At 66.8% G+C, this 16,866-nt stretch carries 12 protein-coding genes and 1 pseudogene; 4 read left to right on the top strand and 9 right to left on the bottom strand.

Translation table 11 applies throughout. The features are described 5' to 3' along the window. Positions 1 to 39: 39 nt before the first annotated feature. The 3 genes from OX89_RS16775 to phbB all read left to right on the top strand — a co-directional run bounded on the left by OX89_RS16775 (position 40) and on the right by phbB (position 3,943). The gene (locus tag OX89_RS16775; RefSeq protein WP_047351472.1) at positions 40 to 1,755 is read left to right on the top strand and encodes an alpha/beta hydrolase; all 1,716 of its coding nucleotides are present in this window, start codon (positions 40 to 42) and stop codon (positions 1,753 to 1,755) included. 79 nt (positions 1,756 to 1,834) lie between these two features. Next, positions 1,835 to 3,013, top strand: a complete 1,179-nt coding sequence (locus tag OX89_RS16780; RefSeq protein WP_047351473.1) for an acetyl-CoA C-acetyltransferase — start codon at positions 1,835 to 1,837, stop codon at positions 3,011 to 3,013. Between the two features lie 192 nt (positions 3,014 to 3,205). Next, a complete protein-coding gene (gene phbB, locus OX89_RS16785) occupies positions 3,206 to 3,943 on the top strand; it encodes an acetoacetyl-CoA reductase (RefSeq protein WP_047351474.1) in 738 nt (245 codons plus the stop codon). Between the two features lie 522 nt (positions 3,944 to 4,465). Here the strand turns inward: phbB and OX89_RS16790 are convergent. From OX89_RS16790 to dapC, 6 genes are read right to left on the bottom strand one after another with little or no spacing between them, the layout of a single operon-like run. Then, a complete protein-coding gene (locus OX89_RS16790; protein ID WP_047351475.1) occupies positions 4,466 to 6,445 on the bottom strand; it encodes an ABC-F family ATP-binding cassette domain-containing protein in 1,980 nt (659 codons plus the stop codon). Positions 6,446 to 6,491: 46 nt separating this feature from the next. Beyond that, positions 6,492 to 7,421, bottom strand: coding sequence for a 50S ribosomal protein L3 N(5)-glutamine methyltransferase (gene prmB, locus OX89_RS16795; protein ID WP_047351476.1), 930 nt, complete (start codon positions 7,419 to 7,421; stop codon positions 6,492 to 6,494). Next, complete coding sequence (gene dapE, locus OX89_RS16800) at positions 7,418 to 8,593, bottom strand: succinyl-diaminopimelate desuccinylase (protein ID WP_047351477.1); 1,176 nt, start codon at positions 8,591 to 8,593, stop codon at positions 7,418 to 7,420. The genes prmB and dapE overlap by 4 nt, the downstream gene beginning before the upstream one ends. 43 nt (positions 8,594 to 8,636) lie before the next feature. After that, a complete protein-coding gene (locus tag OX89_RS16805) occupies positions 8,637 to 9,800 on the bottom strand; it encodes a PilT/PilU family type 4a pilus ATPase (RefSeq protein WP_011805311.1) in 1,164 nt (387 codons plus the stop codon). A gap of 56 nt (positions 9,801 to 9,856) precedes the next feature. Continuing rightward, positions 9,857 to 10,681: a 2,3,4,5-tetrahydropyridine-2,6-dicarboxylate N-succinyltransferase gene (gene dapD, locus OX89_RS16810; protein WP_015913412.1), complete on the bottom strand. Its 825-nt coding sequence runs from the start codon at positions 10,679 to 10,681 to the stop codon at positions 9,857 to 9,859. Between the two features lie 8 nt (positions 10,682 to 10,689). After that, positions 10,690 to 11,892 carry a succinyldiaminopimelate transaminase gene (dapC, locus tag OX89_RS16815; RefSeq protein WP_047351478.1) on the bottom strand — a complete coding sequence of 401 codons (1,203 nt, stop codon included), beginning with the start codon at positions 11,890 to 11,892 and terminating at the stop codon, positions 10,690 to 10,692. 181 nt (positions 11,893 to 12,073) lie between these two features. On the opposite strand from dapC, the pseudogene OX89_RS16820 reads away from it, so the two are divergent. Beyond that, a pseudogene (locus OX89_RS16820) lies at positions 12,074 to 13,577 on the top strand (methyl-accepting chemotaxis protein). Between the two features lie 82 nt (positions 13,578 to 13,659). On the opposite strand, the gene OX89_RS16825 reads toward OX89_RS16820, so the two are convergent. The 3 genes from OX89_RS16825 to OX89_RS16835 all read right to left on the bottom strand — a co-directional run bounded on the left by OX89_RS16825 (position 13,660) and on the right by OX89_RS16835 (position 16,854). Next, a complete protein-coding gene (locus OX89_RS16825; RefSeq protein WP_047351479.1) occupies positions 13,660 to 14,298 on the bottom strand; it encodes an RnfABCDGE type electron transport complex subunit B in 639 nt (212 codons plus the stop codon). A gap of 8 nt (positions 14,299 to 14,306) precedes the next feature. Continuing rightward, positions 14,307 to 15,614 (bottom strand): polyhydroxyalkanoate depolymerase, encoded by a 1,308-nt coding sequence (locus OX89_RS16830; protein WP_047351480.1) that lies wholly within the window; start codon positions 15,612 to 15,614, stop codon positions 14,307 to 14,309. 169 nt (positions 15,615 to 15,783) lie between these two features. Further along, entirely contained in the window at positions 15,784 to 16,854 is a 1,071-nt protein-coding gene (locus tag OX89_RS16835) for a GTP pyrophosphokinase family protein (RefSeq protein ID WP_047351509.1), read from the bottom strand. Between the last annotated feature and the right edge of the window lie 12 nt (positions 16,855 to 16,866).

Consider the following 16,866-nt stretch of genomic DNA (forward strand, 5'->3'; position numbering starts at 1 on the left):
ATTCCCACGGGCCAACCGCAAAACCACAAAGGAGTCGGGATGACAAATCAACCAGATTGGGCCGAGAACGCCCGGCAATTCCAGCAGATGATGACCGAGGGCTGGAGCGCGATGCTGCACACCATGCAGCAGCCCGCCGCTGCAGGCGCCGCCGCCGCGCCGCTGCAGCCGCCAGCGCCGGTGCGCCTGGTTCCCGAGAAGCTGGCCGCCCTGCAGCAGCAATACCTGCAGGACGCGCGCGACCTGTGGAGCCAGGGCATGCAGCCCGGCGCAGGCATTGCCGCAGACAAGCGCTTTGCCGGGGAAGGCTGGGCGCAAAACCCCTTGTCGGCGTTCTCGGCGGCCGTCTATCAGCTGCAGGCGCGCACCCTGATGGGCCTGGCCGATGCCGTGGAGGGCGACGAGAAAACCCGCGCGCGCATTCGCTTCGGCCTGGAGCAGTGGCTGGCCGCCGCAGCCCCCAGCAACTTCCTGGCCTTCAATGCCGAGGCCCAGAAGCTGGCGCTGGAAACCCAGGGCGAGAGCATTGCCAAGGGCATCGCCAACCTGCTGCGCGACATGCGCCAGGGCCACATCTCCATGACCGACGAGAGCCGCTTCGAGGTGGGCCGCAACGTGGCCACGACCGAAGGCGCGGTGGTGTTCGAGAACGAGCTGTTCCAGCTCATCGAATACAAGCCGCTGACGCCCAAGGTCTATGAGCGCCCCCTGCTGATGGTGCCGCCGTGCATCAACAAGTACTACATCCTCGACCTGCAGCCCGACAACTCCCTGATCCGCTACGCCGTGGCCCAGGGCCACCGCACCTTCGTGGTCAGCTGGTGCAACCCGGATGCGTCGCTGTCGCAGAAAACCTGGGACGACTACATCGAAGACGCCGTGCTCACGGCCATCGGCACGGTGCAGAAAATCTCCGGCGCCGACCAGATCAACGCCCTGGGCTTTTGCGTGGGCGGGACCATGCTCGCCAATGCCCTGGCGGTACTGGCTGCTCGGGGGGAGTCCCCTGTGGCCAGCGCCACCTTCCTCACCACACTCATCGACTTCGGCGACACCGGCATCCTCGACGTGTTCATCGACGAGTCCTTTGTGCGCCTGCGCGAGATGCAGATGGGGCAGGGCGGGCTCATGAAGGGGCAGGACCTCGCCTCCACCTTCAGCTTCCTGCGCCCCAACGAGCTGGTGTGGAACTACGTGGTGGGCAACTACCTCAAGGGCGAGACGCCGCCGCCCTTCGACCTGCTGTACTGGAACAGCGACAGCACCAACCTGCCCGGGCCGTACTACGCCTGGTACCTGCGCAACTTCTACCTGGAGAACAGGCTCATCGAGCCGGGCGCCCTCACCGTGTGCGGCGAGAAGCTGGACCTCTCCAAGGTCAAGCTGCCCGTGTACATCTACGGCTCGCGCGAAGACCACATCGTGCCCGCCGCCGCGGCCTACGCTTCGACCCAGGTGCTGCCCGGCAAGAAACGCTTCGTCATGGGCGCCTCGGGCCACATCGCGGGCGTGATCAACCCGCCGGCGAAGAAAAAGCGCAGCCACTGGGTGCGCGAGGACGGCAAGCTGCCCCCCACGCTGGACGAATGGCTGGCCGGCGCGACCGAGTTGCCCGGCAGCTGGTGGGACGATTGGTGCGCCTGGCTCGCGGGCCACGCGGGCAAGCAGGTCGCCGCGCCCAAGAGCTACGGCAAGGCGCCGCACTTCAAGGACATAGAGCCGGCGCCGGGGCGCTACGTCAAGCAGAAGGCCTGAAGGCGGCTCCCCCCACTCCGATAAGATTCATTCGCCTGCGGCATGGCGCCGGCAGGCATCACAGCAAAGAGGATTCACCATGGAAGACATCGTCATCGTTTCCGCCGTGCGCACGCCCGTGGGCAAGTTTGGCGGCGCACTCGCCAAGACCCCGGCCACGGACCTGGGCGCCCTTGTGATCCGCGAGGCCCTGGCGCGCGCGCGCGTCGCGCCGGACCAGGTGGGCGAGGTCATCATGGGCCAGGTGCTCGCAGCCGGCTGTGGCCAGAACCCCGCGCGCCAGGCCATGATGAAGGCCGGCGTGGCCAAGGAAACCCCCGCGCTCACGATCAACGCCGTGTGCGGCTCGGGCCTGAAGGCTGTCATGCTCGCCGCGCAGGCCGTCGCCACGGGCGACAGCGAGATCGTGGTGGCCGGCGGCCAGGAGAACATGAGCCTGGCGCCCCACGTGCTCAATGGCTCGCGCGAGGGCCAGCGCATGGGCGACTGGAAGCTGGTCGACACCATGATCGTGGACGGCCTGTGGGACGTCTACAACCAGTACCACATGGGCATCACGGCCGAGAACGTGGCCAAGGAATACGGCATCACCCGCGAGATGCAGGACGCCCTGGCCGCCGCCAGCCAGCAGAAAGCCGCCGCCGCGCAGGACGCGGGCCGCTTCGTCGATGAAATCGTGCCCGTCACGCTGCCGCAGAAAAAGGGCGATCCCATCGTTTTTGCGGCCGACGAATACCTGAACCGCAAGACCAACCTGGAAGCGCTGTCCGGCCTGCGCCCGGCCTTCGACAAGGCGGGCACGGTCACGGCGGGCAATGCCTCGGGCATCAACGACGGCGCCGCCGCCGTGGTGGTGATGAGCGCCAAGAAGGCGGCCGCCCTGGGCCTGACGCCGCTGGCGCGCATTGCGGCCTTCGGCACCTCCGGCCTTGACCCCGCCACCATGGGCATGGGCCCGGTGCCCGCATCGCGCAAGGCCCTGCAGCGCGCGGGCTGGAGCGTGGGCGACGTGGAGCTGTTCGAGCTCAACGAAGCCTTTGCCGCCCAGGCGTGCGCCGTGAACCAGGAGCTGGGCGTGGACCCGGCCCGTGTCAACGTCAACGGCGGCGCCATCGCCATCGGCCACCCCATTGGCGCGTCCGGCTGCCGCGTGCTGGTCACGCTGCTGCACCAGATGCAGCGCCAGGGCGCCAAGAAGGGCCTGGCCGCGCTGTGCATTGGCGGCGGCATGGGCGTTTCGATGGCTCTGGAGCGCTGATGCGCTGAGTTTGCAGGCACGGCGGCGCAAGCCATGCCCCTTGCGGTCGTGGTGCAGTAGGGTTGCAGTCAGCTGCCGTGCTTATGTTGAATGCCTGCGTGGCAATCACTTGTCATGCGGGTTTTCTAGCCCTGAACGGGCGTGTTTTTTAGTTAGAGTCAAACCGGTTTATCCAAGAATCAGGAGCACACAATGAACCAGAAAGTAGCGTATGTCACAGGAGGCATGGGTGGAATCGGTACTGCCATTTGCCAACGTCTGCACAAGGAAGGCTTCAAGGTCATCGCGGGTTGCGGCCCGACCCGTGACTTTGACAAATGGATCAACGAGCAAAAGGAGCTGGGCTTCACGTTTCACGCCTCGGTGGGCAACGTGAGCGACTGGGACTCCACGGTCGCCGCCTTCGCCCAGGCCAAGGCCGAACACGGCAACATCGACGTGCTGGTCAACAACGCAGGCATCACGCGCGACCGCATGTTCGTGAAGATGTCGCGCGAGGACTGGGACGCGGTCATCGAAACCAACCTCAACAGCATGTTCAACGTCACCAAGCAGGTGGTGGGCGACATGGTTGAAAAGGGCTGGGGCCGCATCATCAACATCAGCAGCGTGAACGGCGCCAAGGGCCAGGCAGGCCAGACCAACTACTCTGCCGCCAAGGCCGGCATGCACGGTTTCTCGATGGCGCTGGCGCAAGAGCTGGCCACCAAGGGCGTGACGGTGAACACCGTGAGCCCTGGCTACATCGGCACCGACATGGTCAAGGCCATCCGCCCCGACGTGCTGGAGAAGATCGTCGCCACCGTCCCCGTCAAGCGCCTGGGCGAGCCCAGCGAGATCGCATCCATGGTGGCCTGGCTGGCCTCCGAAGAAGGCGGCTACGCCACCGGCGCGGACTTCTCCGTGAACGGCGGCCTGCACATGCATTGAGCTTGAAAAGCGTGCCTCGGATCGTCAACACGCTCTAGAGGCAAAGCCCAGGCAAAAGCCAAGCAAAAGCCAGGCGAACGCCAGGCGAAAAAAAGGAACGTATGCATACGTTCCTTTTTTTTGGCCCCCGGTTCAAAAGCCTGAACCGGGGGCCGGGTGGATGGCCAGCGGCTTGGCTGGCATGTGCCTGCAGGAAGATGAGTTTCCGCAGGTCAAGAAGGGTTGAAGAGGGCTGGCGGCTGGGCCCTTTGCGGGCCGTGGCCCCGCTCAGAAACGGGCTGGGGCGCGCTTGCGGTCGCGTTCGTCTTCAGGCCAGGCGGAGAAAATTACAGCGGTTGTCATGAGTGGAACTCCTTAGATGTATCCACAACGCCGACCCTTGGCGTGGCGTTGACAGCGCGGTGCAAAAAAATGCAACCCTCCCGATGCCCCTGAATTCACTTTGTTTTTAATAGCAACAAACCCGCCTGTATCAACGGCTTCAGCGGTATTTTGCATCAAACCCTGGAGAGGCGGCGGCGCTCAGCGGCCCAGCTCTTCCAGTGCCGTGGAAACATCCAGCCACCTTTCTTCCAGCCGTTCCGTTTCCTCGGTGCAGGTTTTCAGGCGACGGCCGCAGTCGGCGATTTCGGCCGGGGGCAGGGCCTGCATCAGGCGCTCTTCCAGTTCGGCCTTTTCCCTTCCCAGGGCCTCCAGGCGCTGGTCGATCTGTTCCAGCTCGCGCTTGAGCGGGCGGGTTTTCTCGGCCAGCTGTTGGCGGGCCTGGGCTTCCAGGCGGCGCTGCTCGCGGGCGTCGCGCACGGGCGCAGCGGGTGCGGCCGAAGGGGATGCCGCTGCTTCCTCGGGGGCGCCAGCCGTTTGCTCTGCGGCGCGGGCCTGTTCGCGCAGGCGCTTGGACTCATCAAGCAGATAGCGCTGGTAATCGTCCAGATCGCCGTCGAAGGGCGCCACGGCGCCTCGGCCGACCAGCCAGAACTCGTCGCACACGGCGCGCAGCAGGGCGCGGTCGTGGCTGACCAGCATCACCGTGCCCTCGAACTCGTTGAGCGCCATGGACAGCGCCTCGCGCGTGGCCAGATCCAGGTGGTTGGTGGGCTCGTCCAGCAGCAACAGGTTGGGGCGCTGCCAGACGATCATGGCCAGCACCAGGCGGGCCTTCTCCCCGCCGCTCATGGTGCCCACGGCCTGGTGCACCATGTCGCCGCTGAAGTTGAAGCTGCCCAGGAAGTTGCGCAGGTCCTGCTCGCGGCTGGGTTCCTGGGCCTGGGCACCCAGTTCGCGCGCCAGGCGCACCATGTGCTCCAGCGGGTTATCGCCGGGGCGCAGCACGTCCAGCTCCTGCTGCGCGAAGTAGCCGATCGACAGGCCCTTGCCCTCGGTCAGGGTGCCGGAGAGCGGCGCCATGGTGCGGGCGATGGTCTTGACCAGCGTGGACTTGCCCTGGCCGTTGGCGCCCAAAATGCCGATGCGCTGGCCGGCCAGTACCGAGCGGTTCACGTGGCGCAGGATGGTGGTCTCGCTGCCATCCTCGGCGCGATAACCGAAGGACGCGTCGGTGATGGCCAGCATCGGGTTGGGCAGGTTGGCCGGCTCCTTGAACTCGAAGGTGAAGTCGGCCGAGGCCAGCACGGGGGCGATCTTCTCCATGCGCTCCAGCGCCTTCACGCGGCTTTGTGCCTGTTTGGCCTTGGTGGCCTTGGCCTTGAACCGATCGATGAATTTCTGCAGGTGCGCGATCTTGTCCTGCTGGCGCTCGTAGGCCGACTGCTGCAGTTCCAGCTGCTGGGCGCGCAGCTCCTCGAACTTGCTGTAGTTGCCGCCGTAGCGGGTCAGGCGCGCGTTATCGATGTGCAGCGTGACCTGGGTCACGGCGTCGAGGAATTCGCGGTCGTGGCTGATGACGACCAAGGTACCGTTGTAGCGCTGCAGCCACGCTTCCAGCCATACCAGCGCGTCCAGGTCCAAGTGGTTGGTGGGCTCGTCCAGCAGCAGCAGGTCGCTGGGGCACATCAGCGCGCGCGCCAGTTGCAGGCGCATGCGCCAACCGCCGGAGAAGCTGTTGACCGGGCGCTCCAGCTCCGCCACCTGAAAGCCCAGACCCAGGATGAGCGCCTGCGCGCGCGCGGTGGCGTCGTGCGCACCGGCGTCTGCCAGGTCGGAATGCGCCTGGGCGATGGCCATGCCATCACCCGCCTGCTCTGCCGTGTGCAGCGCCTGGCGCAGCTCCGACAGACGGGTGTCGCCCTCCAGTACGAAGGCGGTGGCAGAGTCGTCCGTCTCTGGCATGTTTTGCGCCACCTGGGCCATGCGCCAGGCTGCGGGCAGGAAGAAGTCACCGCCGTCTTCGTGCAGCGAACCATTGAGCAGCGCAAACAGCGTGGACTTGCCAGCGCCGTTACGCCCGACCAGGCCGACATGCTCCCCGGGGTTGATGGTGACGGAAACGCCGTCGAGCAATACCTTGGCGCTGCGGCGCAGCGTGACGTTCTTCAGGGTGATCATGGGTCAAAACCAATGGACGGGGCGGGGGCCGGATGGGCCGGCGCCGTCACTTTGCGGGAGCGAGTGGGAGCAGGGCCTGGCGCGTGAGCAGCAGCACCTGGTCGCTGCCGGCGCTGGTCTCCAGCCAGAACACGGGCAGGTCGGGAAAGGCGGCCTCGAAGTGTTCGCGTTCGTTGCCGATCTCCAGCACCAGCACGGCGTCTTCGCTCATGCGCGCCGGGGCGTCGGCCAACAGCTGGCGAATGAAGTCCATGCCGTCCCGGCCGCCCCGCATATTGCCGGACAGGGCCAGCTCGGGCTCGGCCCGGTACTCGGGCGGCAGCTGGGCCATGCTGGCGGCGTTGACGTAGGGCGGGTTGCACAGGATCAGGTCCCAGGGGCCGGGCAGGGCGGCCAGGCCGTCGGACTCGACCAGCGTGATGCGCTCCTGCAGCCCGTGCCGCTCCACGTTGATGCGGGCCACGGCCAGCGCGTCGGGCGAGAGGTCGGCGCCCGTCACCTGCACGTCGGGATACGCCATGGCGGCCAGCACGGCCAGGCTGCCGTTGCCGGTGCACAGGTCGAGCACGTGGCGCGTCTGGTCGCTGAGCCAGTCGTCGATGCTACCGTCGGCCAGCAGTTCGGCAATGAAGCTGCGCGGCACGATGGCGCGCTCGTCCACGTAGAACGGCACGCCCTGCAACCAGGCCTCGCGCGTGAGGTAGGCAGCCGGCTTGCGCGTGGCGATGCGTTCTTCAAAAAGTGTAGCTACCAGCGCTTGATGGGCGGGCGTTACGGGCCGATTTGCCACTGAACCTTCAGCACCCTCGTCGAGCACGCTGTCCAGCGGCAGCCCCAGGCGCCACAGCACCAGCCAGGCGGCCTCGTCCTGTGCGTTGGCGGTGCCGTGGCCGAAGGCCACGCCGGCCTGTGTGAGGCGCGCGGCGCCGCTGGCGACCAGCGCACCGACGGTGTCACCGTGCACTTGCGCGGTCATGCGCCCGCCAGTGCGTTGAGATGCTCGAGCGTGCGGCGGTAGATGTTCTTGAGCGGCTCGATGTCGACCAAGCGCACGTTCTCGTCGATCTTGTGGATGCTGGCGTTGGGCGGGCCCAGCTCGATCACCTGGGGGCAAATCTGTGCAATGAAGCGCCCGTCGCTGGTGCCGCCGGTGGTGGACAGCTCGGTTTCCAGACCGGTCTCGGCGCGGATGGCTTGCTGCACCGCCTGCACCAGTTCGCCCGGCGTGGTCAGGAAGGGCTGGCCGCCCAGCGTCCAGGTCAGGTCGTATTCCAGTCCGTGGCGGTCCAATACCGCATGCACGCGCTGCTGCAGCCCTTCGGCGGTCGATTCGGTGCTGAAGCGGAAGTTGAAGTCGATCACCACCTGGCCGGGGATCACGTTGGTCGCGCCGGTGCCGCCGTGGATGTTGCTCATCTGCCAGCTGGTCGGCGGAAAGAAGGCGTTGCCCTCATCCCACACGGTGGCGGCGAGCTCGGTGAGCGCGGGCACGGCCTGATGGATGGGGTTGCGCGCCAGCTGCGGGTAGGCGATGTGGCCCTGCACCCCCCGCACGGTGAGCCGCCCGGACAGCGTGCCGCGGCGGCCGTTCTTGATCATGTCGCCGGTCTGCTCGACCGAGGTGGGTTCGCCCACGATGCACCAGTCCAGCCGCTCCCCGCGCGCGCGCAGCTGCTCAATGACCACCTTGGTGCCGTCCACCGAGGGGCCTTCCTCGTCGCTGGTCAGCAGCAGCGCGATATCCAGGCGCGGGTCGGGCGTGGCGGCCAGGAACTCCTCGACCGCGACAACGAATGCGGCGATCGAGGCCTTCATGTCACTCGCGCCGCGGCCGTACAGGCGGCCGTCCCGGTGTGTGGGGGTGAACGGCGGGCTGCTCCACTGCTCCACGGGGCCCGTGGGCACCACGTCGGTGTGGCCGGCGAATACTACTGTTTTGGTAGCTGCTTGCGCTTGTCCAGAGAGCGCTGCACTGCGTTTTGACCACAAATTGCTGACGCGGAAGTTCTCGGGCCCGCTGTCCAGTCGTTCGCAGGCAAAGCCCAAGGGAGCGAGGCGCCGGGCCAGCAGGTCCAGGCAGCCCGCGTCGTCGGGCGTGACGGAGGGGTGGGCGATGAGCTGTTCGGTCAGTAGCAGGGTGGGGGACATGGGTACAGGCGGCGCACTGCCGTGCAGCGGCCGCGAAACGGGCTCAGGCGGGCTTGACGTCCAGCACGATCTCGGTGAACGAGGGGGCATCGTCCTCGGACTGCTGGCCGGCATCGTTGACGGCGCGCGCCGACTTCGCGGCAGCCGAGAAGTCGTTTTGCAGGCGCCACATGAGGTTGGTGGGGGAATCGGCGTAGGCCAGGCCTTCCTTGCGGTCGATCTTGCCCTCCAGGATCAGGTGGGCCAGCGCTTCCTCGAAGGTCTGCGAGCCTTCGGCCATGGATTTTTCCATGGCCTCGCGGATCCCCGAGAAGTCGCCCTTTTCCACCAGCTCGGCCACCAGCTTGGTGTTGAGCATGACCTCCGCCGCGGGCACGCGCTCGCCGGTCGTGGTGCGCACCAGGCGCTGCGAGATGATGGCCTTGAGCGCGGACGCCAGGTCGCCCAGCATCGTGGGGCGCACCTCCACGGGGTAGAACGACAGGATGCGGTTGAGGGCGTGGTAGCTGTTGTTGCCGTGCAGCGTGGCCAGGCACAGGTGGCCCGACTGGGCGTAGGCGATGGCGGCGGACATGGTCTCGCGGTCACGGATTTCGCCGATCAGGATCACGTCGGGCGCCTGTCGCAGCGCGTTCTTGAGCGCGGTCTGCAGCGACTGGGTGTCGCTGCCGATCTCCCGCTGGTTGACGATGGACTTCTTGTTCTTGAACTGGTATTCGACCGGGTCCTCCACCGTGAGGATGTGGCCGGTCATGGACTCGTTGCGCGCGTCCAGCATCGCCGCCAGCGTCGTGCTCTTGCCCGAGCCCGTGGCGCCCACGAGCAGGATCAGGCCGCGCTTTTCCATGATCAGCTCGCTGAGCACCGGCGGCAGGTGCAGCGTGGACAACTGCGGGATGTTCTGCGTGATGAAGCGGATCACCACCGCATAGGTGCCGCGCTGGCGCATCGCGCTGACGCGAAAGCGCCCTACGCCGGTGAGCGGCACACCCATGTTGAGCTCACCGGTCTCTTCCAGCTCTTCGATGCGGTCGGGGGGGACGATCTCGGACAGCAGGTTCTTGGGCGCGTCGGGCGGCAGGATCTGGCTGTTGATCGGCACGCATTCGCCGTTGATCTTGATCAGCGCCGGTGCGTTGGCCGACAGGTAGACATCGGATGCCTTCTTGTCGGCCATCAGGCGCAGAATCCGCTCCATCGTGCTCATGCTGGTTCCCTCTCAGTGCTGGTTATGTATGCGTGCAGTGCCGGTGCGGCGTAGCTTCAGTCGCGCAGCAGGTCGTTCAGGCTGGTGGTGGAGCGGGTCTTGGCGTCCACCTTCTTGACGATGATGGCCGCGTACATGCTGTAGCGGCCGCCGTCCTTGGGCAGGTTGCCGCTGACCACCACGGAGCCTGCGGGCACGCGGCCGTAGGTGGTCTCGCCCGTGGTGCGGTCGTAGATCGGCGTGCTCTGACCGATGTACACGCCCATGCTGATGACCGAGTTCTCTTCGACGATCACGCCCTCGACGACTTCGGAGCGCGCGCCGATGAAGCAGTTGTCCTCGATGATGGTCGGGTTGGCCTGCAGGGGCTCGAGCACGCCGCCCAGCCCCACGCCGCCGGACAGGTGCACGTTCTTTCCGACCTGCGCGCACGAGCCCACGGTGGCCCAGGTGTCCACCATGGTGCCTTCGTCCACATAGGCGCCGATGTTCACGTAGCTGGGCATCAGGATCGCGCCCTTGGCGATGAAGCTGCCGCGGCGCGCCACGGCCGGCGGCACCACGCGCACGCCGGTGGCGGCCATCTCGTCGGCGGACAGGTGGGCGAACTTGGTGGGCACCTTGTCGAAGAAGCCCAGGTCGCCGGCCTTCATGAGCTCGTTGTCCTTCAGGCGGAACGACAGCAGCACGGCCTTCTTGATCCACTGGTGCACGGTCCACTGGCCCACGCCCTCGCGCGTGGCCACGCGCAGCCTGCCGTTGTTGAGTTCGGCGATCACATGCTCGACGGCATCCACCACTTCCTTGGGCGCGGCGGAGGGCGAGAGGCTGGCGCGGTTGTCCCAGGCGTTGTCGATCAGGGTCTGCAATTGTTGGGTCATGGATGGAATCACGTACGGGATTGGATGAATTGCACGATGCGCGAGGCCGCTTCGGCGCATTCCGCGGTCTCGGCCACAAGGGCCATGCGCAAGCGCTGGGCGCCGGGATTGGCGCCACCGGAATCGCGGGCGAGATAGCTGCCCGGCAATACCGTGACATTGTATTGAGCCAGCAGGGCCTGGGCGAACTCCGCATCGCTCATGCCCAGGGCGTCGGGCACCTTGGCCCAGAGGTAGAAACCCGCGTCGGGCAGGCGCACGTCCATCACCTCGGCGAGCATGGGCGTGACCTGGGCAAACTTCTGGCGGTAGAGGGCGCGGTTTTCTTCCACGTGCACCTCATCGTTCCAGGCAGCCACGCTGGCGGCCTGCACGGCGGGCCCCATGGCACTGCCGTGGTAGGTGCGGTACAGCAAAAACGCCTTGATGAGTGCCGCGTCGCCCGCCACGAAGCCGCTGCGCAGGCCCGGCACGTTGCTGCGCTTGGACAGGCTGGTGAAGGCGATCAGGTTGCGGTAGTCGCTGCGTCCGAGCTTGGCTGCAGCCTCCATGCCGCCCAATGGTGGCTCGTCGCGGAAGTAGATTTCGCTGTAGCACTCATCCGAGGCGATCACGAAACCGTAACGGTCGCTCAGCGCGAAGAGCTTCTCCCACTCGGGCAGGGGCATCACGGCGCCCGTGGGGTTGCCGGGCGAGCACACGAAGAGCAGTTGCGTGCGCTGCCATACCTCCTCGGGCACGCTGTCCCAGTCCACGGCAAAGTTGCGCGCTGGATCGCTCGGGGCGTAGTACGGCGTGGCGCCGGCCAGCAGCGTGGCACCTTCATAGATTTGGTAGAACGGGTTGGGGCACACCACGGTGGCGCCTGCGCGGGTGGGGTCCACCACGGTTTGCGCGAATGCGAACAACGCCTCGCGCGAACCGTTCACCGGCAGCACCTGCGTGGCGGGGTTGACGGGAATATGGTAGCGCCGCTGCATCCAGCCGGCACAGGCTTCGCGCAGGCTGGGGTCACCGGCGGTGGAGGGGTAGCTGGCCAGGCCTGCCAGGTTGGCGGCCAGGGCCTCCTGGATGAACGGCGGCGTTGCATGGCGTGGCTCGCCGATGCCCAGGCTGATGGCGCGGTGTGCGGCCGAGGGCGTCACCCCCGCAAAAAGCTGTCGCAGCCGCTCGAACGGATAGGGCTGCAGTAGGGAGAGCAGGGGATTCATAGGGGGGCGATTATCAGGGATGCGGCCGGGCGCCACAGGGCGCGGCCCCGCCACCCGTTCCCAAAAACAACTACAGGGTTTGATCGCTCTACACAGCCGTCAAATTTGGTTACAAACGGCATCAATTCATCAGTGCGACGCGCCAGGGCGCACATTTCAGCCATCGAGGGGGACAAAAGCGATGACGGTTTCATTCATTCTGCGACCTGGCGTAGGGCTCATGCGGCGCCTGCGTTTCTCGGCCAAGCTGGCCCTGTTGGGAGGCGTGGCCGTGTTGGCACTGCTGGCCGTGGCGGGGGTGCAGGGGTGGGGGCCGCGCGCCACGTGGGCCGTGTGTGGCGTGGCGGTGCTGGCCACCGCCTATCTGGCCACGGCTTTCCAGGCCAGTGTGGCGGGCGACCTGCGGCGGCTGGGCGGCGTCATGGAGCGCACGGCGCAGGGCGACCTGTGCAGCCGGGCCGAAGTGCGCGGCCGCGATGAACTGGCGCACATGGGCGAGCAACTCAACCGCATGGTGTACACGCTCTCGTCGATGGTGGCCGACATCCGCAGCAACGCGGCGCTGGTGGCGCATGCGGGTCAAAGCCTGGCGGCGGACAACCGCGAACTGGCCGACCGCACCGAGCAACAGGCCGCCAGCCTGGAGCAAACCGCGGCCAGCGTGGAGGAGCTGTCTTCCGCCGTGAACAACAACGCGCAGGCGGCTAGCGTGGCCGATCAGCGCGCCGGCGAGGTGCGCCAAGCCGCTGAGGCGGGCACCCAGGCGATGGCGCGGGCGGTGGAGGCGGTGCAGGGCATCCAGAACGATGCCCGTCGCATGGGCGAGATCATCCAGGTGATCGACGGCATCGCCTTCCAAACCAACATCCTGGCGCTGAATGCCGCCGTGGAAGCGGCACGCGCGGGCGAGCAGGGCCGGGGTTTTGCGGTGGTGGCGGCCGAGGTGCGCACGCTGGCGGGCCGCTCGGCCGAGGCGGCGCGCGAGATCCGCGACCTCATTGGCACGTCCGTGCGGCAGGTGGAGGGCAGCGCGGGGCTGATCCGCACCGCCGGTGAGGGCATTGCGGCCATGGCGCAAGGCATCCGTGGCGTGGCCGGGCATGTGAGCGAAATCTCCCACTCGGTCAATGAACAGGGCACGGGTCTGCGCGAGATCAGCACCGCGGTGCAGCAACTGGACCAGATCACGCAGCGCAAATGCCCAGATGGTGAGCGATGCCCTGCGCGAGGCGCAGGCGCTGGAGAGCCGGGCGTCTACCCTGTCCCGGGCGGTGCTGGCGTTTCGCCTGCAGCAGGGTACGGCCGAGGAGGCCGTGGCCCTGGTGCAGCGCGCCGCGGCCGTGCAGCGCGGCCTGCCGCGCGACGCCTTTCTTCGCACGTTGACCGACCCCGCACAGCCCTACCACGACCGCGACATGTACGTGTTCGCGCTCGATGCGGGCGGCACCTACCTGGCCTTTGGCGGCAATCCCGCCAAGGTGGGAACGCGGGTGCAGGACATTCCCGGTATTGCCGGGGATGCGCTGGTCAGCGCCATCGTGGCCCAGGCCGAACGCGCGCCGGGCTGGGTGGAATACGACATCACCAATCCGGCTACGGGCGCGGTGCAAACCAAGATGTCCTACGTGCAGCGCGCGGGAGATGTCTATCTGGGCTGCGGCGTCTACAAGTCGCTCGCGGCCTGATGCGGCAGGCCTGTCGCCGGTTCGCGCCGTATTGCCATAGCCCGCTGCGGTCGTGAGCGGTAGGGCTGCCGGCGCAGCGGCGTCAGCCCCGGTCGGCGCGCTGCGCGCGGGCGCGCGCCAGGGCCGCGGCAATGGCTGCGCGCTTGGGATCGGGCGCGTTGTCCGGCGCCGGAGGAACGGGTTCGGGGGCGGTGGCCTGCGCCTCCTCGCGCTGCAGCCGCTCTTGCCGCGCCTGGTAGCGCACGCGCGCCTGCTCGGCCTGCGGGGCGGACCATGCGGCCCAGCCAGTGGCCTGGCCGCTGGCATTTTCCATGCGGATGCAATCCACCGGGCACGCGGGCAGGCACAGTTCGCAGCCCGTGCAGTGCGGCGCGATCACGGTGTGCATGCGCTTGTTGATGCCCAGGATGGCGTCTGTGGGGCAGGCCTTGAGGCACAGCGTGCAGCCGATGCACCAGTTCTCGTCGATCACCGCCACGGCGCGCGGGACCTCCGTTCCATGGGCCGCGCTCAGCGGCAGCTCGGGCCGGCCAGTGATGGCGGCCAGGCGTGCAACGCCCTGGGCCCCACCGGGCGGGCACTGGTTGATCTCGGCCTCGCCCCGTGCGATGGCAAGGGCATAGGACTGGCAGTCAGGGTAGCCGCAGCGCGTGCACTGGGTCTGGGGCAGGGCCGCGTCAATGCGCTCGACGAGCGCCTGCTGCGCTGCGGGGGAGGTCATGGCCGGCGTCAGGCGGCGCTGCGTGCGCGGCGGGGGCGTGACGTGGGCTGGGCGGACTGGTTGGCACGGATGAAGTCGCGCACCTGCGGGTAGACCAGCTCGCGCCAGCGGCGGCCGCTGAAAATGCCGTAGTGGCCCGCGCCCTTCACCTCAAGGTGGTTGCGCCGGTCCGCGGCGATGCCGGTGCACAGATCCTGCGCCGCCTCGGTCTGGCCGGAGCCGGAGATGTCGTCGAGCTCGCCTTCGATGGTCAGCAGCGCGGTCTGGGTGATGTCCTGGGGGCGCACGCGCTCCACCGCGCCGTCCGGCGAGCGCACGTCCCAGGTGCCGTTGACCAGGCTGTAGTCCTGGAAGACGGTCTTGATGGTCTCCAGGTAATAGTCGGCATCCATGTCGAGCACCGCGTTGTACTCGTCGTAGAACTTGCGGTGGGCCTCGGCGCTGGCGTCATCGCCCTTGATGAGGTTCTTGAAGTAATCGTAGTGGCTGCTGGCGTGCCGGTCCGGGTTCATGGCCACGAAGCCCGCGTACTGCAGAAAGCCTGGGTATACGCGTCGGCCGGCGCCCGGGAAGTTCTCGGGCACGCGGTAGATGACGTTGTTCTCGAACCACTCGAAGCTGCGTTGGGTGGCCAGGTTGTTCACCGCCGTGGGTGAGCGGCGCGCATCGATGGGGCCGCCCATCATGGTCATGGACAGTGGCGTGGTCTCACCGCGGCTGGCCATCAGCGAGACGGCGGCCAGTACCGGCACGGTGGGCTGGCAGACGCTCATCACATGGCAGTTGCCGTATTGGCCCTGCAGGTAGCGGATGAACTCCTGCACGTAGTTCACATAGTCGTCCAGGTGGAACTCGCCCTCCTGCAGCGGCACCATGCGCGCGTTCTTCCAGTCGGTGATGTAGACCTTGTGGCTCTCCAGCATGGTGCGCACCGTTTCGCGCAGCAGCGTCGCGTAGTGCCCCGACAACGGCGCCACGATCAGCACCACGGGCTGGTCCTTGAGCTTGAGCAAGGTGGCCGGGTCGTCCGAAAACCGCTTGAAGCGGCGCAGTTCGCAGAACGGCTTGTCGACGTCCACGCGCTCATGGATGGCCACGCTCACGCCATCCACGTCCACGGTGCTGATGCCGAACTCGGGTTTCTCGTAGTCCTTGCCCAGGCGGTACAGCAGTTCATAGCCCGCCGAAATGCGATGGGCCAGTTGCGTCTCGCTGAACGGCGACAGCGGGTTGCTGTAGAACTTGGCGGCGGCCTGCGCCAGGTCGGCGAAGGGCTCCATGAGGGAGCGATGGGTCTCGTAGAGGGTGTACAGCATGGGGCAGGACTAAGTTATGTTGCAGTGCAATATATCAGCAGTTGCATTTGCTTGCGTGTCGTGCAACTACGCATTCAGTGTCCCGCGCGCGACATTGATGGGCGGGCTTGATGCAATGCTTTTGATAGCTGTCAGCGCTTGATGGACAAGCGCTGGAGGTCGATTTGACTTATATCAGGGTGGGATTTTCCTGCAGCCACGCTTCGAAGGCTTCGCGCGAGCTGTTGCGCAGCGCGCGGCGAAACGCCTGCCGGTCGCCCAGGTACAGGCAGTGGCGGATCACGGTGAAGGGGTTGAAGCTGCCCTCGGGGTTCTGCGCCTCGTAGAACTGCTTGTAGCGCTTGACGGTGGCAATCGTTTCGCGCATCAGGGTGTTGAAGCGGGCACGCGTGATGCCCGGTGACCATGCGCGCATGTCGTCCACGAACAGGTCCACCTTCTGCGCGTCGAACTCCACGTCTTTGAAGAAATGGCGGGCAATCTTCAGGAACGTGAAGGCGTTGAGCTCGCTGCCGGGCGCCGACGTTCGGCTGGCTTCGGTCTCGGCCTCGGTGGTCTCGTCGGGTGCGTAGAGCAGTTCGGCATCGGTGGCATCGCGGATCTGGCGGAACTCGCGGTCCGCCAGTTCGAACAGGGCGGACAGCACGTTGATGCGGCGCTTGAGTTCGGCCGGAATCGACTTCTTGTACTTGATCTTGTGGTCCAGCACGCTCCACGCGTCCTGGATGATGGTGCGCAACTGCAGCTCGAACGGCTGCGCCGCGTAGGCGGCGTTCTCGGGTAGGGCGGCTTGCACGGCGTTGAGCCGCAGGTCCAGGTGCAGGCCCTTGTAGCCGAAAGAGGCCTCGGTGCCCTCCAGGGCGCTGACCTTGTCGGTCACGTCGATCACGTCGAAGTGCGACTGGACGATCTGCGCCACCTTCTCCAACTCGTCCTCGTACAGGCAGACCACGCGCACGCCGATCAGGTCGGTGATGTAGGGGCGGATTTCATAGGGGGCCCCGCTTTCCTCCAGCGCCGCCCGGTACTTGCGCGAAAACTTGCGCAGGCATTCATCGCGGTCCTTCACGCGCCCTTCGATCTTGGCAATGTCGATGTGGCGCGCCTGCGACAGCAGCGACTGCAGCAGCGCCATGTAAAACGCGCAGGCGTGGTCCAGCGCCGGGCGCTCCTGCGCATAGAACGCGTGGAACGCGGACTCCTCAGGGGTGAGATGGGTCGCGGGTGAGGGGAGGGGCACGGCAGGCGCAGG

The organism is Diaphorobacter sp. J5-51, from assembly GCF_001023515.1.
Classification (GTDB): Bacteria; Pseudomonadota; Gammaproteobacteria; order Burkholderiales; family Burkholderiaceae_C; genus Diaphorobacter; species Diaphorobacter nitroreducens.

Bases quoted from the DNA above. Each gene is read 5' to 3' on its own strand.
- OX89_RS16775 (WP_047351472.1), top strand. From the start codon at position 40: ATGACAAATCAACCAGATTGGGCCGAGAACGCCCGGCAATTCCAGCAG.
- OX89_RS16780 (WP_047351473.1), top strand. From the start codon at position 1,835: ATGGAAGACATCGTCATCGTTTCCGCCGTGCGCACGCCCGTGGGCAAG.
- phbB (WP_047351474.1), top strand. From the start codon at position 3,206: ATGAACCAGAAAGTAGCGTATGTCACAGGAGGCATGGGTGGAATCGGT.
- OX89_RS16790 (WP_047351475.1), bottom strand. From the start codon at position 6,445: ATGATCACCCTGAAGAACGTCACGCTGCGCCGCAGCGCCAAGGTATTG.
- prmB (WP_047351476.1), bottom strand. From the start codon at position 7,421: ATGACCGCGCAAGTGCACGGTGACACCGTCGGTGCGCTGGTCGCCAGC.
- dapE (WP_047351477.1), bottom strand. From the start codon at position 8,593: ATGTCCCCCACCCTGCTACTGACCGAACAGCTCATCGCCCACCCCTCC.
- OX89_RS16805 (WP_011805311.1), bottom strand. From the start codon at position 9,800: ATGAGCACGATGGAGCGGATTCTGCGCCTGATGGCCGACAAGAAGGCA.
- dapD (WP_015913412.1), bottom strand. From the start codon at position 10,681: ATGACCCAACAATTGCAGACCCTGATCGACAACGCCTGGGACAACCGC.
- dapC (WP_047351478.1), bottom strand. From the start codon at position 11,892: ATGAATCCCCTGCTCTCCCTACTGCAGCCCTATCCGTTCGAGCGGCTG.
- OX89_RS16825 (WP_047351479.1), bottom strand. From the start codon at position 14,298: ATGACCTCCCCCGCAGCGCAGCAGGCGCTCGTCGAGCGCATTGACGCG.
- OX89_RS16830 (WP_047351480.1), bottom strand. From the start codon at position 15,614: ATGCTGTACACCCTCTACGAGACCCATCGCTCCCTCATGGAGCCCTTC.